15 protein-coding genes, 2 pseudogenes and 1 riboswitch are annotated in these 23,716 nt (G+C 40.9%); of the genes and pseudogenes, 2 read left to right on the plus strand and 15 right to left on the minus strand.

Annotated features, from left to right (window positions below):
- Nucleotides 1–2 precede the first annotated feature (2 nt).
- Nucleotides 3–239, minus strand: a complete 237-nt coding sequence (locus tag ACDZ29_RS25905; protein ID WP_375089169.1) for a hypothetical protein — start codon at nucleotides 237–239, stop codon at nucleotides 3–5.
- A 50-nt stretch (nucleotides 240–289) separates the two neighbouring features.
- A pseudogene (locus ACDZ29_RS25910) lies at nucleotides 290–721 on the minus strand (IS1595 family transposase); the annotation flags it as partial.
- Between ACDZ29_RS25910 and ACDZ29_RS25915 the strand changes: the two are divergent.
- Nucleotides 702–1,143, plus strand: a pseudogene (locus ACDZ29_RS25915) (IS5/IS1182 family transposase); the annotation flags it as partial. The pseudogenes ACDZ29_RS25910 and ACDZ29_RS25915 sit on opposite strands and share 20 nt — an antisense overlap.
- Before the next feature lie 119 nt (nucleotides 1,144–1,262).
- On the opposite strand, the gene ACDZ29_RS25920 reads toward ACDZ29_RS25915, so the two are convergent.
- The 11 genes from ACDZ29_RS25920 to ACDZ29_RS25970 form a co-directional block, all read right to left on the minus strand.
- Nucleotides 1,263–3,155, minus strand: a complete 1,893-nt coding sequence (locus ACDZ29_RS25920) for a fructose-specific PTS transporter subunit EIIC (RefSeq protein ID WP_375089170.1) — start codon at nucleotides 3,153–3,155, stop codon at nucleotides 1,263–1,265.
- A 4-nt stretch (nucleotides 3,156–3,159) separates the two neighbouring features.
- Complete coding sequence (pfkB, locus tag ACDZ29_RS25925; RefSeq protein WP_375089171.1) at nucleotides 3,160–4,080, minus strand: 1-phosphofructokinase; 921 nt, start codon at nucleotides 4,078–4,080, stop codon at nucleotides 3,160–3,162.
- The gene (locus ACDZ29_RS25930; RefSeq protein ID WP_375089173.1) at nucleotides 4,080–4,832 is read right to left on the minus strand and encodes a DeoR/GlpR family DNA-binding transcription regulator; all 753 of its coding nucleotides are present in this window, start codon (nucleotides 4,830–4,832) and stop codon (nucleotides 4,080–4,082) included. Before ACDZ29_RS25930 ends, pfkB begins: the two co-directional genes overlap by 1 nt.
- A 232-nt stretch (nucleotides 4,833–5,064) precedes the next feature.
- A complete protein-coding gene (gene odhB / locus ACDZ29_RS25935) occupies nucleotides 5,065–6,348 on the minus strand; it encodes a 2-oxoglutarate dehydrogenase complex dihydrolipoyllysine-residue succinyltransferase (protein ID WP_375089174.1) in 1,284 nt (427 codons plus the stop codon).
- Nucleotide 6,349: 1 nt separating this feature from the next.
- Entirely contained in the window at nucleotides 6,350–9,199 is a 2,850-nt protein-coding gene (locus tag ACDZ29_RS25940) for a 2-oxoglutarate dehydrogenase E1 component (protein WP_375089176.1), read from the minus strand.
- A 376-nt stretch (nucleotides 9,200–9,575) separates the two neighbouring features.
- Nucleotides 9,576–10,346: a dioxygenase gene (locus tag ACDZ29_RS25945; RefSeq protein ID WP_375089177.1), complete on the minus strand. Its 771-nt coding sequence runs from the start codon at nucleotides 10,344–10,346 to the stop codon at nucleotides 9,576–9,578.
- 75 nt (nucleotides 10,347–10,421) lie between these two features.
- Nucleotides 10,422–11,189 carry a polysaccharide deacetylase family protein gene (locus tag ACDZ29_RS25950; RefSeq protein WP_375089179.1) on the minus strand — a complete coding sequence of 256 codons (768 nt, stop codon included), beginning with the start codon at nucleotides 11,187–11,189 and terminating at the stop codon, nucleotides 10,422–10,424.
- A gap of 102 nt (nucleotides 11,190–11,291) precedes the next feature.
- A complete protein-coding gene (metH, locus tag ACDZ29_RS25955) occupies nucleotides 11,292–14,741 on the minus strand; it encodes a methionine synthase (protein WP_375089181.1) in 3,450 nt (1,149 codons plus the stop codon).
- A complete protein-coding gene (locus ACDZ29_RS25960) occupies nucleotides 14,734–16,581 on the minus strand; it encodes a bifunctional homocysteine S-methyltransferase/methylenetetrahydrofolate reductase (RefSeq protein ID WP_370015366.1) in 1,848 nt (615 codons plus the stop codon). The genes metH and ACDZ29_RS25960 overlap by 8 nt, the downstream gene beginning before the upstream one ends.
- 103 nt (nucleotides 16,582–16,684) lie before the next feature.
- Nucleotides 16,685–16,783: riboswitch (SAM riboswitch) on the minus strand.
- Between the two features lie 111 nt (nucleotides 16,784–16,894).
- The gene (locus tag ACDZ29_RS25965; protein ID WP_375089182.1) at nucleotides 16,895–17,545 is read right to left on the minus strand and encodes an MOSC domain-containing protein; all 651 of its coding nucleotides are present in this window, start codon (nucleotides 17,543–17,545) and stop codon (nucleotides 16,895–16,897) included.
- A gap of 505 nt (nucleotides 17,546–18,050) precedes the next feature.
- Complete coding sequence (locus ACDZ29_RS25970; protein WP_289316087.1) at nucleotides 18,051–18,893, minus strand: Ku protein; 843 nt, start codon at nucleotides 18,891–18,893, stop codon at nucleotides 18,051–18,053.
- Nucleotides 18,894–19,042: 149 nt separating this feature from the next.
- Between ACDZ29_RS25970 and ligD the strand changes: the two genes are divergently transcribed.
- A complete protein-coding gene (ligD, locus tag ACDZ29_RS25975; RefSeq protein WP_375089184.1) occupies nucleotides 19,043–20,890 on the plus strand; it encodes a DNA ligase D in 1,848 nt (615 codons plus the stop codon).
- Between the two features lie 326 nt (nucleotides 20,891–21,216).
- Here the strand turns inward: ligD and dapF are convergent, their stop codons facing one another.
- Nucleotides 21,217–22,203, minus strand: coding sequence for a diaminopimelate epimerase (dapF, locus tag ACDZ29_RS25980; protein WP_289325376.1), 987 nt, complete (start codon nucleotides 22,201–22,203; stop codon nucleotides 21,217–21,219).
- Between the two features lie 182 nt (nucleotides 22,204–22,385).
- Nucleotides 22,386–23,687: an NCS2 family permease gene (locus ACDZ29_RS25985; protein ID WP_289325377.1), complete on the minus strand. Its 1,302-nt coding sequence runs from the start codon at nucleotides 23,685–23,687 to the stop codon at nucleotides 22,386–22,388.
- Nucleotides 23,688–23,716 lie beyond the last annotated feature (29 nt).

The raw sequence follows: 23,716 nt of genomic DNA on the forward strand, positions 1-23,716 counted from the left end.
CATTAGTTCTCATCCAATTCTAACTCCATTATGGTCGTGCCATCCGTGGTTAATCGAAACAGACCGAACATAACTGGATTAGCTTGCACCAATCCTTTACGCATTAAACCTTTAAGCGACTGATTTATACAGGATAGATTTCCCCATTCTTTCGGAAGACGACCAGCAATTTGAATCGGTGTCTGCCATTCAGTGGTTAATGATAGCAACAAGGTTCGTTGTTTTGGGGTCAAATTCATACTTTCTTCCTCCCTGTTTTTTTTAGGTCATCATTACTATATTGTACGTTCTAATGACTGTAAGTTTCGTTAATTGGTAACAAACAGATATCTACAATCATTTTACTTATAAATACATTATCACTACGATGTTTCACTATATCCATTGAATCGTTGCATCCAGCCTTTTAACGGCTGTTATAGTTATTCACATTCTGGATGTGGTACAGTCTTTTAACACGTTCTGTACCATCTGATATAAAGTGGTAATGTTCCAATCTTTCGCTTTTTGCATACGAAGAAAAAGCCCTTCAAGCATCTGTGCAGAGCCTATTGTCTGATATCATTTTAGAGTCGATAGCTTTGTCTAATTGGGTTTTCACAATATGCCCTCTACCAAGAACACGTGAATAAGTAGTTATTTGACGGTATCTGGCAATTAAAACACAAACTTGTTCGTGACTAATACCACGAAATTTTGAAGAACCGCCACGTTTTTTCGGTAAAAATTATGAGCGACGCCTTAAAGATACTGACCTGTTTGAACAGATTTTCTATCGCGTCTGCATGTAATTGTTGATTCCACACATGTGAAAGCCAGTGCGAATAAGCGAAATTTGAAAAAAAAGCGTTCGTAAAGTTAACACGGGCCTATCAAGGACGCCTTCAATAAGAAATAAATCAAGATCGTGAAAACGTGGGAATAAGCCTTTTCCACCAGATAAATTTATCAAGGAAGAAACCAAGGAGATTAAAGAAATTCCACTGATCCTGAGAGTGGCTACTATGTGAAAGATGAACGAACAAAACAGTTTGCCCATTTGTTTCATACGGCAGCAGCATACCGCAATGGATTTGAATTGGGGACAATAGTAACACCGTAACACCCGGAAATACGCATGATAGTCATATCTTAGAGCCTCTATTTATCACTGCTTCAAATAAAATAAAAAATCAAAAAGGTTTCGGAATAAGACCATTCCGAAACCTTTTTGTCTACAAACAGAATGCGGATCCAATGTAATGGGAACCGCATTCTGTTTTTTATATCTGCTTCTTTTTCCAGAACCCCAATATTAATGCGGTAATGAGGGACCCTATTAAAATGGCCAGCAAATAGCGAAAAGGATGGTTGACAAGGGGGATGACAAAAATCCCTCCATGCGGTGCTGGCAGAGTTACACTAAAAGCCATTGACAGGGCTCCTGCTGTCGCTGCCCCTACAACACTGCTGACGATAACGCGTAATGGATCCGCCGCCGCAAAAGGAATGGCTCCCTCTGTAATGAATGAAGCACCCATGAAGTAATTAGTGAACCCTGATTTTCTTTCCATTTCACTGAATTTACTTTTAAAGAATGTAGTTGCAAATGCGATTCCCAAAGGAGGAACCATTCCACCAGCCATTACTGCAGCATGCGGTCCGAAACTTGATGCCTCAATGGCTGCAATCCCGAAGGTGAATGCTGCCTTATTTAGAGGTCCGCCCATATCCACAGCCATCATACCCCCAAGGATCAACCCAAGGAATATTGCGTTCGTGCCTGATAACCCCTGCAGCCAATTGGTCAGGCCCATGTTTATTGCGGTTACTGGTTCATTTACTAGAAATATCATGATCAATCCTGTAATTAACATACCGAATACAGGATATAGTAAAACTGGTTTAATGCCATCGAGTGTGTGCGGTAACTTGGAAAACAACTTTCTTAAAAGTAAGACGACATAACCTGCAAGGAAACCGGCGATTAGTCCGCCAAGAAAACCGGCATTGGCCTGTGCTGCCAATAATCCCCCTACCATACCAGGGGCAAAACCTGGACGGTCGGCTATACTTGAAGCAATGAATCCGGCAAGGACAGGGACAAGCAAGAAGAAGGCACCACTAGTTCCCCCGCCAATATCACTTAATGCTTTGGCAATGGGATTATAATCCGGATTTGCCGGATCGGCTGCCTCGATCCCAAAAAAGAACGAAAGCGCAATCAATATTCCGCCACCGACGACAAATGGAAGCATATTACTTACGCCATTCATCAAGTGCTTGTAAATCCCAAGTCCTCCTTTTGATAAATCACCTTCGTCACTTTTATCATTTCCTGTTGCTTTGTATACAGGTGCATCCTGACTCAAGGCTCTGTTTAACAGTTCCTCCGTCTTCCGGATGCCATGGGCAACTGGGACAATAATGACATGTTTTCCATTAAAACGATCCATCTCCACCTGTTTATCCGCAGCAACGATAATCGCATCCGCCTCATCAATTTCTGCCGCGGTTAAACCATTTTTTATTCCTGTTGAACCATTTGTTTCCACTTTGAAATCGATTCCCATTTCCTTTGCTTTAGCCTTTAACGCATCAGCCGCCATATAAGTATGGGCAATTCCTGTAGGACAAGCTGTAACGGCTAGGATTTTCCCTTTACTGTTACCAATGGAAGCATTATTTGATTGCTGCTCTTCTCTTTCTTCTTCATCGGCTTCCATTTCTTTTTGATTGATTATATCTAAAACTTCTTCACCAGATGAAGCTGAAATCAGTCGGGCTCTGAATTTATCATCCATCAGTAATGAAGAAAGCCGGGAAAGGGTTTCCAAGTGATCCGCATTCGCTCCTTCACTTGCTGCAATCATAAAGAACAGATGAGATGGCTGCCCATCCAGCGATTCATAATCCACACCATTAACCGATTTGCCGAAACAGATGGCTGGTATCTTCACAGCATTTGTTTTAGCGTGTGGGATGGCTATCCCTTCACCAATCCCTGTTGTGCTTTGTTCTTCACGTTTTAAGATGGCAGCTTTGAAACCCTCCACATCGTTTAACCTGTCAGCCTCGGCTAACTTCCCTGACAGTTCATCAATGACTGCTTGCTTTGTAACACTTTCTAGATTAATTATGATTGTATCCAATTTTAATAAATCTGTAATTTTCATAGAGTCAGCCTCCTGTTAGATGATTGATATCAATTTGCGGTAATAACTCTTCAATTTTATCCAATGTACCGAGATCGGATGAAAAGGCTGTAGCACTTCCTGCTGCAAGACTGAAACGGAAGGCAGATAGAATATCCGCTGTCTTTTCATATGTACCGATGAAACCTGCGACCATGGAATCACCGGCACCAACTGAGTTGATGACAGTTCCTTTTGGTACATTTGCGGAATATGACTCTCTGCCGGAGCAAAGCACGGCACCTTGTCCTGCCATTGAAACAATAACGTTTTGTGCTCCTGCTTCAACCAATTTAGCGCCATATTCGATAGCATCATCAACCGTTCTAATTTCGGTAGAAAAAAGCGCACCCAGTTCATGGTGATTAGGCTTTATTAAAAATGGCCGATGTGGAAGGACATTCAGTAATTCCTTCCCACTGGTATCCACTACCACTTTAATGCCGTTATCAGAACAAGACTTTGCCATTGCCTCGTATACATCCGAAGGGACACTTGGAGGGATGCTTCCTGACAAAATGAGAATATCATCATTTTTCAACTGCTCTATCTGACTAAATAATTGTTGATAATTCCCTTTCGAAATGACTGGCCCCTGGCTATTTATTTCGGTCTCAAGCCCTGTTTTCAATTTAATGTTAATTCTTGTATCTCCAGCTATCTCTGTAAAGTCCGTGAAAATCTCTTCCTGCCTTAAAAACCTTTTTACGAATTCACCTGTTTGTCCCCCGATGAACCCTAAAGCTGTCGTACTATTTCCTAGCCTTTTAAGTACTCGGGAAACATTGATCCCTTTCCCACCAGGGAATTTTGCATCATAACTAGTTCGATTCACTTTGCCCATTTGAAAACTCTCCACCTCGACCAGATAATCGATGGATGGGTTGAGTGTCACTGTATAAATCATTATATGGTCACGACCTTTACCTTTGGATTTTTATGGAGTTGAACAACAGCCTCTTCATCATTGCTGTCAGTCAGGATTATGGCATCGCTTACATCCGCAACCTTTGCGAAAGTGGCTTCATTCAATTTTGAACTATCAGCAAGCACGTAGGTTTCGTTGGACAGGCGTAATGCCATCTTTTTCAGTAGTGCTTCTTCCGGATCGGGTGTTGTGAAACCCAGTTCTTGGTGGATGCCGTTCATTCCCAAGAAACATTTATCAAAACGGTATTCATTCAAAAATTGCACAGCATTGCTTCCTATAACAGCATTTGTCGAGAATTTTATCGTTCCGCCCACTAACACTGTTTTGATTTCCAATTCGATAAGTTTTGGAATATGCATTAGACCATTTGTCAGGACCGTTATATTTTTATCCTTTAAAAAAGGAATCATTTCTGCAGTAGTCGTGCCTGCATCAAGATATATACAATCATTTTTCTCTATGAATGAGGACGCCAGCTTTGCTATAAGTTGTTTTTCGGCTTTCGCTTTGTTTTGCTTTTCCATAGTTGTTGGTTCAAGGCCTTTTCTTTGAAGTAAAGAGGCCCCGCCATGCACGCGTTTCAAGAGCTTCATTTCTTCGAGTTGCACTAAATCTCTCCGAATGGTCGACTCCGAGGCTTGTAACTGATCTACAAGCTCCTGCAGCTTTATCGTTCCTTGTTCTTTTAGAATCGATAAGATGATTTGATGTCTTTCAGTTGTCAACAAACCGCCCACCTCACTTTAATATCATCATCATATATGAAAATGAAGGAATAATCAATCACAAACGTTTAAAAATATTCAAATTCATTCAAAAATACCTTCAAAAACATTCATAAATGAATTAAAAACTTTTCATTTCTCCCAATCTTTTGTTCTATGAAAATATGCCTATCAGTTTGACCTCTTCATACAAAAAAACCCCATGTCATTTGACATGGGGTTTTTCTTATCATTATTATCCTTGAAGTAAAAGTTGTTCTGGATCTTCCAGCATATCTTTGATAGCTACTAAGAAACCAACCGCTTCTTTTCCGTCAACGATACGGTGATCATAAGATAATGCAAGGTACATCATTGGTCTGTTTTCGATTTGATCTCCAACAGCGATTGGACGTGTCTTAATTGTATGCATGCCCAAGATACCAACTTGAGGGGCATTCAAGATTGGTGTAGATAATAGGGAACCGAAAGTCCCTCCGTTTGTGATGGTGAAAGTACCACCTGATAAATCCGAAAGTCCTAGTTTGTTGTTCCGCGCTTTAACAGCTAAATCCGAAATGTTCTTTTCGATTTCAGCAAAGCTTTTGCGGTCAGCATCCCTTACCACCGGAACGACTAGACCTTCATCAGTGGATACGGCAACACCGATATCATAAAAGTTCTTTTTCAGGATATGGTCGCCTTTTATTTCTGCATTCAGTAACGGATATTTTTTCAATGCGCCAATGACCGCTTTAGTGAAGAATGACATGAAACCAAGTTTGACATCATTTGTTTTCACGAAAGAATCTTTATGGCGGCTACGCAATTCCATGACTGCTGAAAGATCGACTTCGTTAAAAGTAGTAAGCATGGCTGCTTCGGATTGTACTTGAACTAGACGTTTGGCAATGGTTTGACGACGGCGCGTCATCTTAACCACTTCAATGCGATCATCATTCACTTCAACAGGAGCTGCTGCTTGTTTAGCTGCAGGAGCTTGTTTTGGAGCTGCCGCAGGTACCACAGGTGCATTGCTTGCCGCTTCTACGTCTTGTACACGTACACGACCTAGTGGATCGGCTACAGGCACTTGAGTCAAGTCAATTCCTTTTTCACGAGCCAATTTTCTTGCAGCTGGTGAAGCAATAACTTGTTGAGTGGATGATGCTTCTTTCGTTTCAGCTTTAGGAGCCTCTTTAGCAGGAGATGCTGGTTCTGCTTTAGCTGGTTCTGCTTTAGCTGGTTCTGCTTTAGCTTCTTCAGCCTTAGGAGCTGCCGCTTTTGGAGCTGCTGCAGCTGATCCATTTTCATCAACGATAGCGATAGCCTGTCCAACTTGGACAGTATCGCCTTCTTCTGCTAAATGTTCCGAAAGTGTACCCGTATAATCTGAAATGATTTCCACGTTTACTTTATCCGTTTCAAGTTCAAGGACATATTCTCCTTTTTCAACGTGATCACCGGGTTGTTTTAACCATTGCGCAATAGATCCTTCAGAAATTGATTCTGCTAATTCAGGTACTTTTACTTCAGCCATTTTATTTCTCCCCCTCATTATTGCGTGTAATTGCTTGAGTCATAATCCGTTGTTGTTCATTTTTATGGACAAGTGGATCTCCCTCAGCCGGGCTTGATCTGCGTTTCCTTCCTATATATGTTACTGAAAGATTACCAGGAGCCGCTGCATTTAGGCGAGGTTCAACGAATGTCCAAGCCCCCATGTTCTTAGGTTCTTCTTGAGCCCAGAAGATTTCTTTTAGATTTGTATATTTTTTCAAAGCTTCTTGAACACCAGTGAACGGGAATGGATAAATTTCTTCGACACTGATGATTTGCAACCAATCCGTATTTTTTTCAGTTGCCGCTTTTTCACGAAGTTCAACCGCCAATTTACCTGAAGCAAAAACAATGCGTTCAACCGATTTAGGTTTTTTGCCCAAAGCTTTGGTTTCTACAAATGGTTCAAAAGTGCCTTCACTGAATTCTTCAGCTGTTGAAGCCATCACTTGATTTCGAAGCATACTCTTCGGTGTCATGATGACAAGCGGACGTACTTGCTCTTGATCCAAAATCTTAGCTTGTCTTCTAAGGATATGGAAGTATTGAGCCGCCGAACTTAAGTTAGCAACTGTCCAGTTGTTTTCAGCCGCCAGTTGAAGGAAACGTTCCAGACGTGCACTTGAGTGCTCTGGTCCTTGTCCTTCATAACCGTGTGGAAGCAGCATGACAAGACCTGATTTTTGACCCCACTTCGCACGGCCAGCAGCGATGAATTGGTCAAAGATAACTTGTGCTGTATTAGCGAAGTCACCGAATTGTCCTTCCCATAATACAAGTGTCTCAGGTGCAAATACATTATAACCATATTCATAAGCAAGAACTGCCGTTTCAGTAAGCGGGCTGTTATGAACAGCGAATGAAGCTTTAGCAGTATCAAGTGTGTGAAGTGGTGAATATGTTTTTCCGTTAACACTGTCATGTAACATGATATTACGTTGTGCGAATGTTCCACGTTCTGAATCTTGTCCTGTCAAACGGATTGGAGTACCGTCACTCAATATGGATGCAAATGCAAGTGTCTCAGCATGAGCCCAATCAACTTTTCCGTCTGCACCAAAAGAATCCAAGCGACGTGATAAAATCTTTCCTAATTTTTTATTAGGAGTGAATCCTTCCGGCCACTTAACAAGTTCTTCGTTAATTGAAACCAGTTCTTGTTTCGGAACTGCCGTTTCAATGGCTGGAAGTCCTTTTTCAATAATCCCAGGGGGATTACATTCTTTAGAAGCTTCCGGTTTATTTCCGGAAATTTTCGCATATGCATCTGCAAGCCTTGTATCCACTTGTTCAGCAATTGCTTTAACTTCAGCTTCAGTGAACTCGCCAGATTGAATCAATTTTTTTCCATAAAGCTCTTTAACGGTTGGGTGCTTATGGATTAATGCATACATTTCAGGTTGAGTCACCAATGGCTCATCCATTTCGTTATGGCCGAAACGTCTGTAACCGATCAGGTCGATCAAGAAATCCTTATTGTATTTTTCACGATATAGGTTAGCAAGGTTAACAGCAGCCATACATGCCTCTGGATCATCTGCATTCACATGCACGATCGGCACTTCAAAGCCTTTTGCTAAATCACTAGCATATAAGGTTGAACGTGAATCTTCACTTTCCGTTGTAAAACCGATCATGTTATTGGCGATGATATGGATAGCGCCGCCAACTTGATAACCGCGTAAACGGCTTAAGTTAAACGTTTCCGGTACAATGCCTTCACCTGGGAATGCTGCATCACCATGAATCAAGATTGCAAGAGATTTGGAAATGTCTTGAACCGGGAATCCTTTTTCTGAACGGTCTTCTTGCGCCGCACGAGAATACCCTTCCACGATTGGACCGACTACTTCCAAGTGACTTGGGTTATTGGCAAGTGTAATCCTTGCTTTTTGTATGTTAGCTTTAGTAATCTGTTTATCCAGACCTAAATGGTATTTAACATCGCCAGTCCATCCATTGTTAATGCCTGTTGAACCTTCGGAAGGAACCAAATCTTTATTTGGTGAATGTTGGAATTCAGAGAAAATTACCTCATAAGGCTTTCCTAATACATGTGCAAGCACATTCAAACGTCCTCGGTGAGCCATTGCAATATTCACATTCCCCGTTCCATTTTGAACAGTTTGTGAAATCATTTCATCTAATATCGGAACCAAAGCATCCAGTCCTTCAATAGAGAAACGCTTTTGACCTACATATGTGCGGTGAAGGAATTTCTCGAAACCTTCAACTTCATTCAATCGTTTAAGTAATAGTTCTTTTTTCTCTTTAGCCACTTCCGGGAACATGTTTCCGGATTCGACCATATCAGTAAGCCATTGCTTTTCTTCCAAGTCATTAACATGGTGAAATTCAAAGGCTATCGTTTTTGTATAGAGTTGTTTTAGGTATTGAACGGCTTCGTATCCGTCTTTCACGTCTTCAGGTGATTCTGGACAAATAAAGTCAGCCGGTATTTTCCTTAAATCATCTGCAGTCAATCCATATTTTTCAAAGTGAATTTGTTCCGTGTCTAGAGCTTCTTCTTTTAAAGGATAAATATTTGAAGCAAGATGTCCGTATGCACGGATGTTTTCAGCTAACTTTACTGCAGACATAATTTTCTTCATTGGAAGAACTTCTCCAGTTTGTACAGTTGGTGCACTTTCAGTTGTTTCTGCCGATACATCGAATGAAGGAGGACCTGCTACTTCAAAAAAGTTTTTCAGTTCCGGATCCACTTCTTCCGGGTTGGCTAGAAATAAATCGTATTGCTCCATGACATACCCAAGGTTTGGACCTGAAAAAGCTTTCCATTGGTCGTATACCTTAGAATCATTGATGGTCATTTTGTAAACCCCCAAATTTTTCTCATAATTTTTTTCATTTCGTTTTATCCATCCCCAAATTTCTTTCTTCTAAATTTTCCCCAAATATATGATATATATAAGATATATAATAAATAACTTTGGTTATCGAATAATAAAATTTTAAAGGATAAAACGTTTTCAGATGTTATATTAACATGTTTTTGTCGAAATATCCAAAGGTTAAACCACTTTATGCAACCTTTTTTAAACTATATTTCTGTTTAATTCGTCAAAATACGCTTTTAATTGACTTTTTTGCTCATTTAAGTCCTTTTTTTGCTAAAAAAAGATTTTTGTATTTTTGTATAATGATTATTTTTCAGGTAAATTTAACTAGTTTGAAAACCCTTTCAGCTCAATCAAACTTCCAAGCTGTTAAACTCAGATTGCCATATTGAAAGCTCCTGTGCAGGAGAGCTGCTTTTTTTTTGTCATCTCCTGACCCCATTGCGATGACTAATGGAATGAAATGCTCTTTGGAGGGCACAGCATCTCTGCTATAGGGAGCGATTTTTTCATAATTAAACAAAGATTCCAAATCCCATTTGATGATTTTCTCTTCCACCCAGTTCTCAAAGTTGATTGCCCATCCTTCTGCAACATGCATATCCTTCTGAATATAGGTGAAATTATGTACAATTCCACCGCTCCCGATTATCAGTACATTACTTTCCTTTAATTCCCTCAATGTTCTCCCGATTTCATACTGCTTGTCCAATGGCAGGGCAGGACTAATGGACATGGATACGATCGGGATGTCAGCTTCGGGATACATGATGTGCAAAAGCCCCCATGCCCCATGGTCTAGGGGGCGCCTTTCATCTAGTTCCCCCAATACACCTATCTTGGACAATAGGGTTAAAATTCGATCGGACAGCTCAAGGCATCCGGGAGCAGGATATGTTATCTGAAATATATCTTCAGGATATCCTGCAAAATCATAAATGACTTCATGCTTACCTACTGCAGAAATCATCTGATCTTCACTTTCCCAATGTGCTGACAAAATAACGATGGCAGCAGGTTTTTCCATAGCTTTAATATAATCCTTCAAAAAAGAAGTGTAACTATTCTTTTCCAAAGCTAATAGTGGCGTTCCATGTGATAAAAACAATGATGGCATCATAGAAACGATAAATCCTTTCGCAATGTAATATCTTATCCCTATACCTTAATTTACTATACATAAACAATGTGTTCATCAATTAAATTGTATTTTGGGGGTTGTCTCATCAATAGTATCAAAGGTATACCCTTCTTTTTTAAGGAATTCAATTATATCAGGCAATGCTTTCACTGTATTTTTCATACTATTGATATCATGCAATAAGATATTAACATGCTTTTGATCTTTCGTCCCTTTTTGTACGGAAGAAATGATTTGTTGTTCACTTATTGATGGACTGATGCCATCTTTAGAATCAATGGTCCAATCAAAGTATATATACCCTTTTTCCATTAGTTGTTGAAGGATTCCATTGATGATTGGTTTAGTTGCAGCCTGATGCCGAAGTCGATTATTGGAGCCGCCAGGAAGGCGTACAATTCGGCTTTTTATCCCAAACTCCTTTTGCAGCATGGTTTCAAGCCTATTCAGATCTTGAAAGAAACTCTCTGTCGATCGATAAACGATGGAATAATCATGTGTATAGGAATGAAGGCCAATCGCATGACCGCGGGAAACCATTTCCTGATAACATTCCTTTGCGTATGGTTCTTCGTTACCTTTAACGAAAAATGTGGCCTTAACATGGTAGCGGTCCAAAATATCCAATATCTCCATGGTATTCAAAGATGGTCCATCATCGAAAGTCAAATAAGCGATTTTCTGATTTTCCTTACTTTTTAGGAGCGGTGTCATCTCTTCGGGAACCATTGCATGTACTTGAATGGACTGTACATCCATCACGAACAAAATAATAATGAGAGAAATCGTCATGGAAAGAAATAATTTAAGCAGATTCTTCATAGGTGTTTCATCCCCTTCCTTTTGACCATTAAGATATACCAATTAAGGGGTTTCATGCGCAAAAAGGCAGCGGTAAAAAATACCGCTGCCTTATCCATATGCTTATCGATCTACATTAAAGTAACGAGCTTCAGGATGTGCAAAAACGATCGCTGATACGGAAGCCTCAGGTTCCATCATGCATCCTTCAGTCAATTCAACGCCAATATCTTGAGGTTGTAACAAGCGGAATAGTTTCTCCTGATCTTCCAGATTTGGACAAGCTGGATAACCAAATGAAAATCTTTGCCCGGTGTACTTAGCGGCAAACCGCTCTTTCATAGACATTTCAATCGGATCGCTTATTCCTAAATCATCACGCATTAATTGATGAATTCTTTCCGCAAACCCTTCAGCTGTTTCTAGAGCAAGCGATTGAAGGGCGTGATTTTTCAAGAAATCACCTTCAAGCTTTAGTTTTTCTGCCCATTTCCTGATCCCTTTTCCGGCTGTAACAAGGAAGAAACCAACATAATCCATTTTCCCAGAGGAGACCGGTTTCGCGAAGTCCGCTAAACAAAGATGCGGATTCGTATCTTGCCGAGGAAATTCAAAAGTTTCCAAAACCTCGTTATGATTATCCGGGTTGTAAACCAATAGCTTGTCCCCTTCACTTTGAGCAGGGAAAAATTGATAAATCGCATTCAAGCCGTAGCCCGGTTCCGTTTTTAAGAATTCGATCAATTCATCAACGAGGGCATTCAGCTGCACCGCTTTTTCATTGCCTTCCTTAAGCAATTCGGCAACTTTACCTTTTAGCCCCAAATGATGTCCAATCAGCATTTGTCTATTAATGTACGGCTGGATGACATCCAATGGATAGTTTTTCAGAACGTGACGCATGATATCACGCGGTTCTTTAACAGGTACATCACTCAATGGAGCAGCTGTGGACTGCTTCCGAACAGGTTTTTCCATCGTGGCAGCAATGGCGGCATTGGCTTTCGATTTTTCCCGTTTCTGGACTAACTCTTCTAAGTAGACCACTTTTTTGTCAGTGTCATGTAAAATATTCGTAACAGCCAACCCATCCATCGCGTCTTTGGAATATAAAACCGGACCTCCATATTCAGGTGATATTTTAAAATCGGTGAATTTACGGGATAGAGCAGCCCCTCCCACTAAAATAGGGGTATCTATTCCCGCTTGTCTTAAATCCTGTGCAGTTAACACCATTTGCTGTGCTGATTTAACAAGTAATCCAGATAGTCCAATTATGGTTGGCTCATGTTTTCGAACCTCTTCAATGATTTGTTGCGGTGCGACCTTGATACCCAAATCAATGACTTCATAGCCATTATTAGACAGTATGATATCCACTAGGTTTTTCCCGATATCATGTACATCTCCCTTGACAGTCGCTAAAAGGATCTTTCCTTTCTTGGCGCTATCTTCAGAGTTTTCCATTAGTGGTTCAAGGTGAGATACAGCCGCCTTCATTGCTTCAGCACTCTGAAGCACTTCTGCGACAATAAGTTGGTTGTCATTAAATAACCGACCCACTTCACTCATTCCATCCATCAATGGTCCATTGATGATTTCCAATGGGCGGTCACCGCGTTCAATTGCTTTATTTAAATCATCAATCAATCCTTCTTTCGTACCTTCGATAATATAGTTACCTAATCGTTCGTCCAATGGCAGGATCACACCATTATCCTTCTTCTCCGCTTTTTTCCCACGATAAAACTCGGTAAAGATCGCTAAAGTTTCTGTAGATGTTTCAAACAGGAGTGCCTCAGCCAATTTCACTTCGTCTTCCGGTATCAGAGCGAAACGTTCAAGCTTTTCCGTATTCACGATAGCATAATCGAGACCGGCTTTTGTACAATGGTAGAGGAAAACGGCATTTAGAATTTCCCTTCCACGTGCTGGCAGACCGAATGAAACATTCGATATGCCAAGTATCGTTAAGCATTCCGGAAACTTTTCTTTGATTGCCTTAATTCCCTTCACCGTTTCTAAAGCAGAACCGATATATTGTTCATCACCCGTACCTACAGGAAATACCAGCGGATCAAAAATGATGTCACTTTTGTTTAGTCCATACTTATTTACGAGCAAATCAACAGAACGTGTAGCCACTTCCAATTTGCGCTCAGCATCGACGGCCATCCCAATTTCATCAATGGTTCCTACGACAACGGCAGCACCATATTGATGGACGAATGGCACTATTTTTTCAAAGCGCTCTTCACCATCTTCAAGGTTAATGGAATTAATGATGGATTTTCCTTGTGAATGTTTTAATGCTTGTTCAAGTACGGCTTCATCTGTAGTATCGATGACCAATGGGACTTTCACTTTTTTGACGACCTCTTCTACGAACTCCTTCATATCACCAAGCTCATCCCCATCAGGGTCAGCAAGACAGATATCAATGACATGGGCGCCTTTTTTTACCTGGGCACGTGCAATTTCGGCAGCTGGCTCGTAATGTTTTCCACGAATCAGCTCCTTGAATTTTCGAGATCCGATAACATTCGTTCTCTCACCTACAAATAAAGGACGCATTGAATCATCATAAATGAGTGGCTCTATGCCTGATACGGCATGCCCATGGGCTGATTCGGATATTGTACGGGGCTGAATGCCTTCAAGGACCCTGACAAGTTCTTTAATATGTTCTGGCGTAGTACCACAACAACCCCCAATGATATTGACCCATCCTTTTTCGGCAAATTGCTTCATTTTCTCTGCAAGTGAAGTCGGTGACTCATGATAGTGACCCTCTTCATCGGGGAGCCCGGCATTCGGGTAACAACTGATTGCGCTATTGGCTATATCTGCAAGTGTCCTGATATGGTCTATCATGAATTCCGGCCCTGTTGCACAATTCAGGCCGACTGCCATGGGCTTCATATGTTCAACCGATAAATAGAAAGCTTCTATCGACTGGCCAGCAAGTGTCGTCCCCATCGGTTCGATCGTACCTGATATAATGACAGGTACATCTTTTCCTGATTTAACGAAGGCTGCTTTTATTCCAGAAAAGGCTGCCTTGACATTAAGCATATCCTGACAGGTTTCCACCAATAACAAGTCTACCCCGCCATCCAAAAGACCGAGTGCCTGTTCTTCATAAGAATCGGTTAAAATATCAAAAGTCGTTCCACCTGTTACGGATAGCGTTTTTGTGGTAGGCCCCATCGAGCCAGCTACATATCTTGGCCAATTATCATTTGAATATTTTTCACATGCTTTAACGGCAAGCTCAGCTGAAATTTTATTAAGCTTGTAGGCAATCGTGCTTATTTGGTATTCCTCAAGAACGATGCTAGTCGCTCCGAAGGTATTTGTTTCAATGATATCAGCACCTGCTGCTAAATATTTTTCATGGATGGATTGGATGATTTCCGGTTGTGTCAGTGATAAATACTCGTTGCAACCCTCGAATTGTTCCCCGCCAAAGTCCTCTGCTGTTAAATTCTCCGCTTGAAGCATGGTTCCCATCGCTCCATCGAGCAGGAGAATCTTAGTATCCAACTGATCTTGAATCGCTTTTTTATTCATGTGCTGCCACCTCTGATGTATGTTTACTATCGACTTTTCTAATATATTTCGTAAGTTCCGCCGTCATTTCATAGCGAAGGAACGGAGTGATTAAATATATGCCCTTGAATTTTTCCCGTGCCGCGTCGACTAGCTCGCGCGCGATATTCACCCCTTCAATTCTTGACTTTACAGGGTCATCCCCCGCTAAAGCCATGGCCCTCCTGACATTATCCGGCAATTTGATGCCCGGGATCTCATTATGGATGAATTCGGCATTCCGTGTGCTTGTCAATGGCATGATACCGACGAAAACCGGGGTTTCTAGATGTTTTGTAGCTTCATGAACTTCTTCAATCTGCTCAACTGAATAAATTGGCTGTGTCAAAAAGGATTGGGCACCGCAGGCAATCTTCTTTTCCATTCTCTGTACGGCTTTATCCAAATATTTTACATTGGGATTAAAAGCGGCGGCAATTTTAAAATTAGCCCGCTGGCCCAAACTCTGACCGGAATAGGATAGACCTTCATTAAATTGTTTGACCATGCTTATTAGGTCAAACGACGATAAATCATAAACCGAAGTGGCTCCCGGGAAGTCCCCAATTTTAGAGGGATCTCCGGTGATGATCAATAATTCGTCCAGCCCAACCGTCTGCAGGCCCATTAAATGTGACTGCAGGCCAATTAAATTTCGATCCCGGCATGTTATATGCACCATCGGCTTTACATTCAATTGGTTCTTCAGCAAGTTAGCCAGTGCATCATTCGATATCCTTGGTGAAGCAAGTGAATTATCCGCCAAGGTAATGGAATCGACCCCTGCTTTTTTCAAAACCTCGGCACCAGTCATGAAACTCTCTATTCCCAACTTTTTCGGAGGATCAAGTTCAACAAGAATCGTCCTTTCTGTTTTGGCCTTTTCGTACAGAGGGAGTTCCAATTCTCTATCGTTCACTTCAATTATTTCTATTTCACGGGCTTTCGTATATTTCTCTTTTACTGGAGCCAAACTTCCAATCGCATTCTTTACAGCTTGAATATGCAGGGGAGTCGTTCCACAGCACCCTCCTATGATCCCGGCACCTTGCTCACGAAGGTCTAGGGCACTTGAGCCGAAATATTCCGGCACAGCTTTATAGACAAGCCTTCCATCCACATAATCGGGAAGGCTGGCATTTGGGTAAATGGCAATCGACGCTTGCTTTGGCAAACTCACCTCTTCCAATGCCCGAATCATATGATGTGGACCGAGTCGGCAATTCACCCCAACAACATCAGCACCCAATTGCTCGAGTTTTTGAAAGGCTTCATTTAAATGGATTCCATTTTGAAGATTTCCCAGTTCATGCATCGAAACATTTGCGATGATCGGCAGTCCAGTTTCATTTTTAACGATTTGCAAAACGGTTTCCAGCTCTTCCAGGTCATAAAATGTTTCCAAGAGAATCCCATCCGGGTTTTCCATCAACAGACTGTATAGCTGTTCACGAAAACCTCGCTTTATCTCTTCCATACTTAAATCCGATTTCCTGATACTCCGCTGTGCCCCTATGGTACCGAAGACATATGCCTTTCCTTTTGCCGCTTTTTTAGCAAGGATGACTCCCTGGCGATTGATTCTGCTTACTTCATCTTCAAGTCCATGCCGTTTCAATTTATTGAAATTGGCTCCATATGTATTCGATTGAAGGATATCTGCACCAGCTTGCAAATAGGCACGGTGAATGGACTCTATTTGATCTGGGTTCGTGCAGTTTAATTCCTCATAACATTGATCGATGCCATAAGAGTACAGTAAGGTCCCCATTGCCCCTTCTCCAACCAGCATTCTTTCTTTCAATTCTTTACGAAAATTCATAATTACACCCTCTCTCAAAAACAATCCTGTTTTTGTCGTTTTATATGAGTATGAGAGAAAAGAAAAAAAACCTTCTCAAAGAAGAAGGTCTTTTGAAACATTCTCCTCATCTATCAAGCTCTGCTTGCTGGATTTAGCACCTTTGCCTAAGCTGGTTGCTGAGGTTTCTTCGGGCCAGTCCCTCCACCTCTCTCGATAAGATCCAATTATATAATTTTCACAAGATTTCAAAATTTGATTATATTTAATTTACATTAATAATCTGTCAATTTCAATACCTGATCGTCATTTTTTTCACTTTTGCAAAATTCATTCACTCTTTTGCAGCTTGAACTCTCTTCACTATCCTTTGTTTCCAGTCTTCCGCTAACGAGTCTAGTGTAAGTAACGCGTTTGAGCCTTCCAGCCCATCTCGGTTATGTAGGATCACCTCTGTTGCATAATGAACCGAAATTTTTTCTTGCAAACGATCTATTAGCACAATTTCGTTTTGTTTCTTTATCGTTCCTTCCTGAATGACTTTTGCAAAATAACCAGTGTAACTCGTTTTCAGCACGAATTCCAAAAACTTAGGTTCTTGATTGAAGTAGGAAATGGTCGAGCAAGGGATCCTCCCCTGATTAATTTGAACAATCACTTCGCCTATTTGATATATATCACCGATATACGTTGTTTCTTCCCTCATCCCCGCTACAGTTAAATTTTCACCGAATGCAGGGATATCTAGCTTTTTAGCGAATCTTTCATTCCATAATGAGTAATGCTCAAAGGGGTAAAAACACAAAGCCCGATCAGGACCTCCATGGAACTTTACATTACCTACCCCATCACCCATTATGCCTGATTTAGTTACTATCACGTCATCCACTGCTTGTTTATCCATCGCTGAAAAGATATCGATATTCGAAAAATTTTCCTGTTTGGGCTTTCTGGCATGAAGGGATTCGATTTTTCCATTTTCCATTTTACATCTTCCATTCTTATTTAATTTATATCATCATATATGTATAAATTATACTAAAAATCCATTTTGTTCTGTAGTTTTTTATGGGAATATAGCAGATTAGAAGGGCAAAAGCACCAAGTTGGCGAAATATCATTGATTTCCAGAAAAATTCATAGGTTAGTTTCAGTAATTTTGTTGCTATTTCAGAATTAAATATGGTAGAATATGAACACAATATATAGTCGAAAACTACAACCGTTCGCCTATATGTTGATTTTCACGATTGAATTCCTCATTGTCGCTCTTTAGGGAGCGAATTTTTTTGCCTTCATTCCCATCCATCATTTTCTTTTAATTCCATTCAGTTCCTTACATCGTGATCCACTTACCTATTTGTACTTTCTTCCCTATGTAATCCTCTCCCTGTTAAGTCACTTTCATTACCTTATTAGAAGGCAAAGACCCCTTGCTAAAACAAGCAGAAAGCCGAGCGACATCATACGTCTTCCGCTCAGCTCCCTGTTTATGCTTGTTTCTTTTTTTTCGGTGCCGCTTTCTTTCGGGTAGTCTTTTTCTTTTCCGGTTCATCATGTTTCGTTCGGTCAATGGATGCCTGTAAAGCCTCCATTAAATCGGTTACATTGTTGGAAACTGGCTCTTTTGTTTTGGCTGTAATCGTCGTTTGTCCCGTTTTCTTCGATTCAATCAAATCAAGTAAAGCGGTTCGATAGTCATCCGTATATTTTGTCGGATCGAAAGTAGTCGTTAATTGATCTATCAATAACACAGCCGTATCGATTTCTTTTTTTACAATGGTATCGTTGGCAGGGATATTCGGCACATCCGCTGTGGAACGTACTTCATCCGGATAATGAATCGTTTCCATCACCAAGGTATTATCAACAACTCGGATTACCGCCATTTGTTCTTTTGAGCGAATGATGATTTTCGCTAACCCAACCTTATTCGATTCTTTTAGGGCCTGCCTCAAAAGGGAATAAGCTTTTATCCCACCGTCATTAGGAGACATGTAATAACTCCGGTTGAAATAAATGGGATCTATTTCTTCAATTTTAACGAAATCCACGATTTCCACTGCTTTTTCTTCATTTTGTTTTTTTAGCTGTTCTAGTTCACTGTCTTCCAATACAACAAACTTTCCCTTTGTATATTCAAAAGCGCGGACTATATCGTCCTTTCCCACTTCTTTTTGGCAAACCGGACACATCTTTTCGTATTTAATCGGTGAATGACACTCCTTATGCAACGTCCTTAAAGATATATCCTTATCTTCCGTTGCAGCATGAAGTTTGATCGGAATGTTCACCAAACCGAATGATATGCTCCCCTTCCACATCGTATGCATATTCGTCACCTCATAACTTATTTTTAAAGAGAAGATCAATTTTATTATTCCCCTTTGTTAAAAAAAAACCGAAAAAACAATTGCCAACTCTAACACTTCGTTTTTTTGGCAAAATAATGTTATCAATTATTTGCGGAGGTAATTACAAGATGAAACCGATGCTGCCAACCTATTACCCTGAAGCCCCTAACTCCAAGGATTGGCGTTATGAAATCAAATATGATGGCTTTAGGGCAATTTTAACGATAGACTCCGATACGATAAGCATCTCGAGTCGAAATGAGAAGGAGTTATCACCCTTATTCCCAGAAATCATTGCTTACATCAAAGATCTGGACCTGGAAGATTACCTCCCACTGCAGTTGGACGGTGAATTGGTCTGGCTTACCAATCAAGCAAAAGCGGACTTTTTTCAAATACAGTGGCGTGGACGCCTTGGGAAACAATCCTTAATTTCAGAAAAAGCTCATTTTTCCCCATGCCGGTTTATAGCGTTTGACCTGCTTCGCATCAGCGGAAAAGACATAGTAGCTAAACCTATGGAAGAACGAAGGAGATTCATGTTGAATATGGGTGAAGAACTTGGCTTTCCTATGCCTCCTGACCCCAACGATAAGGCTTTGATCCAATTAATAGAAAGTTTTGACGTTTTGGATGATGCCTTGAAAAAGGTCACCCTATTCGATGGCGAAGGAGTTGTCGCCAAGGAAATTCGGGGAACTTGGCAAGAAGGAAAACGTTCTACATCTTGGATTAAGGTGAAAAATTGGAAGACCGTTTCTTGTTTCATTACAGCATTGCACAAAGAAAATGGTTACGTTTCCATCGCAGTTTTCAAAGAAGGTGCCGTAACGAAAATCGGAAGTGTTAAAAATGGACTGAGCGCTCAAGATAAAGGGATTTTGCATGAACTGATCAAGCAAAATGCATCAGACGAAGACGCACAATTTTTTTATATACATCCATCCATTTGCATCGAAGTTCAATTCTTACACGTTTATGAGGAAAATGAATTGCGTGAACCTCAGTTTTCGCAATGGCTTTTACAAACAACCCCCGATGAATGTACCTGGGAGAAATTCGTCATAGGCCAATACACATTTCCAGATACTGTACAAATAACCTCCAAGGATAAACCACTTTGGATAACCGGTGGAAAACAGGTGGTAAAAGTTGAATACCTTCATTATTTACGGGAGGTTTCAGCTTTCTTCTTACCCTTCTTGAAGGATAAACTGCTTACGACTATCCGCTATCCTCATGGCACTATGGATAAAGAAAGATTTTTCCAGAAAAACAAGCCTGATTATGCGCCGGCCTTTATTAAAACGTTCATGGATGACGATATTGAGTATATGCTGTGTAACGATATTGAAACGCTACTTTGGTTTGGAAATCAACTGGCATTGGAATTCCATGCCCCATTTCAGAAAGCTGGAAAAACAAGACCCGATGAAATCGTCCTGGACTTAGATCCCCCTTCCATCGAATTTTTCTCCTTGGCTATAAAGGCCGCACAGGAAATAAAAAAGGTGATGGATTCTTTAAGGATAAAAGCTTTTGTAAAAACTTCAGGTAACAAAGGACTGCAAATTCACATCCCTCTGCCTGATGACAGATTTACTTATCAGGAGACACGCATATTCACCGATTTTCTCGGTGACTACTTAACAAGTTCCAACCCAAATGATTTTACAACGGAAAGAATGAAAATAAATCGGCATGACCGACTTTACTTGGACTTTGTGCAGCATAGTGAAGGAAAAACCATCATTCAACCTTATTCCCCACGGGGAAATTCTTTCGCGGGTGTGGCTACACCTTTGTTTTGGGAGGAAGTTGACGAAAGTCTCCAGTTAAAGGACTATACGATTGAAACCATACCAAACAGAATCAAAAGGAACGGATGTGCATTTATGGATTACAGGCTTGTCGATAATGGCTCGGCCTTTTTGGAAGTATTATCATTCCTAAAACAAAAAAAGACCAACAACTAGTTGGTCTTTTTTTGAGGGAGTGTAAAATGGAACGTTGATTGGAAAGTAGGGTGCGCCTCTAGGGTCTCCCTTAGACCCGCTTTCCCTGCAGGAATCTCATACCTTCCATTCCAATCAGCTTTGTTTAAAAAACTCAGATAGAAACCCTTTTGTCGGCAAAAAGGGGTTGGGAATGGTCTCATTCCCAACCCTGATACAGTAGGCGGAAAGGGCGCGGATTTCTGAAAATGACTGGAACGTTTTTTAAATAAAAAAAACTGCAGGCACACTCGATTTTCTTCGAGTTTGTCTACAGTCTGTAACCAACTCCTGGTTGGTCCTTTTCTTTATAATGTCGTTTTCAAATAACTTTGAACTTCATCCTGCAGCTTGGCATACAGGCTTGTTTCCGATTCAAAATCCTGTTTTTCAAGCATGACAAATTTTTCAGGCTGATCTAAGTCTATTTCAATTGATACCTTGAATTCATAGGTTGCGTTCCCAATTAAATCAATTGAATACTTTTGGCTTTCTTCATCATGATGCACGACGCATTTAACTTTTCCGCCGTTATTGTAGACAGATATTTCACTTTCCAACGCGTTTAATCCAACAGAGCATGTTACTAGGCTTGAAGCCGACATCGCCGTTCCACAAGCATTCGTGAAGCCCACTCCCCGTTCAAATGTCCGCACGTAAATGCTCCCTGGTTCCAACTCTTTCACAAAGCTGACATTGACGCCATCAGGGAAAAGCTCATTCGGTTGATTGACCTTTGTTGAAAGGTCTTCCTGCAAATCACTTTGTAAAATATCACTATCGACGAGCGTGATTAAATGTGGATTAGGAACCGCCAAAGCCGAAAATAATAGGGTATCATGAAGTTCCGGCAATGGTTCGTTTTGCAACTGTTCTTTCGCTATAACGAGAGGAAGATCCGTCACATTAAAACTTACAGGGGAAATTTCCACCTTGAAAGTCGGAATGCCCTCATAAATGTCTTCCGTTTTCTCCACGAGTAAATTTGCCTTCATGGTTTCAACGATCATTTTATCGAGCCCTAGAACGTCGTTCGCGTAACGTGCAACACAGCGAAGTCCATTGCCACACATCGAGGCTTCCGATCCATCCGCATTAAAGACACGCATCCTTGCATCAGCATGTTCACTTTTCATTACAAACAAGATTCCGTCCGCTCCAAGCTTTTCCCTATTGCATAGGGCCTTCGCGAAATTTTTTCGCTCTTCTTCAGTAAACGTCAAGGTAGTAGTCAATTCATCAATGATTAAGAAATCATTACCTGAACCATGGCTTTTTAAACCTTCAATAATCATCCTGTCACATCCTCTAATATGCTGCTAGTCATTTATCATTTTTTAATATTCTATATCATAGCATTTTCAGGACGGATGTGTCATCGAGTAAATCATAATAAATCCAATTTTCCCGTCTAAAAAAACACAATAAAGAGCGGTTGGAATGAGAAATGACTCATTCCAACCGCTCTTCCCAAATATTAACCGATTATACCGATGATGAAATAGACGATAAACATTCCGGCACTCACATACATAGGTGCTGACACTTCTCTCGCTTTTCCGGTTACAAGCTTCAAGAACGGGTACAGGATGAAACCGAATGCCATTCCATCAGCAATACTGTAAGTGAATGGAATGATCGTGATTATCATGATTGCCGGTATGCTCTCGGTTAAATCGCTGAAATCCAGCTTTTTTATGTTTCCAAGCATCAAAATGCCAATAATAATTAAAATGGGGGCAATGGCGCTATCAGGGATCACTTTAATCACCGGTATAAATAGCAGTGATAGAATGAATAGAAAACCCGTCACCACTGAAGTAAAACCAGTTCTGCCTCCTGATGCGATTCCAGCTGCCGTTTCAACGGTTGCAACCGTAGGACTTGAACCGAATATGCCTGAAATCAGAACGGAAACACTTGTCGCCTGCAGCGACTTTTTATAGGCACCCTGGCGGTTGATACTGTCTACATGCCCGTGTACAAGACCAATATTTTCAAAAACAAGAACCATCGTCATCGCAAATACACTTATCCAGAATTCGATCCGGTCCGCTTCCATGAACGATAATGAAAAGAAGAGACTACCGTAGGAAGCTGTGTCTATGCCTGAAAAATGGATTTCCGATAGTTGAACAGTCCCGAACAAATAGGCAATGAGGCTCCCTGCCAGGATGGTAATCATGAAGTTACCGGGGACATTCTTGATGAATAGCGTAATGGCCAGTAAAAAGGTCAACACTGTCGCACACACCGCAGGATCGCTTAAATCTCCAAGTGCGACGATAGAGGATGAACCTCCCGTGATTATCCCGCCCTTTTCGAGACCAATTAGCATCAAGAATAAGCCAAGACCAACAGATATGGCTTCTTTTATTGAACTTGGAATTGAATCACTGATTATCTTAGAGTATTTTGTGAAAGCGATGACTACAAAAATAACCCCTGAGATAAATACAGCACCAAGCGCCGATTGCCAAGATAGACCCATTCCTTGAACCATGGTATAAGCAAAAAGTGCATTTACGCCCATTCCTGGAACCAGAAGGATTGGGACATTCGCCCAAAGCCCTATCATCATACAGCTTAAGGCAGATAAAAGAATCGTGGCAATCACTGCACCATTAATCGGTATGCCCGCTTCCGATAATATCAGGGAATTCACGATGAGAATATAGACTATCGTAAAATAGCCGACGACTCCAGCAAGGATTTCACGTTTTCCATTCGTTCCATAGTCGGAAAAATGAAAAAACGCTTCCAAGTTTAATTTCTTCATGTTGTATCCTTATTAAATTTATCCCTCGC

It is taken from the genome of Peribacillus sp. RS7, assembly GCF_041956845.1.
GTDB lineage: Bacteria > Bacillota > Bacilli > Bacillales > DSM-1321 > Peribacillus.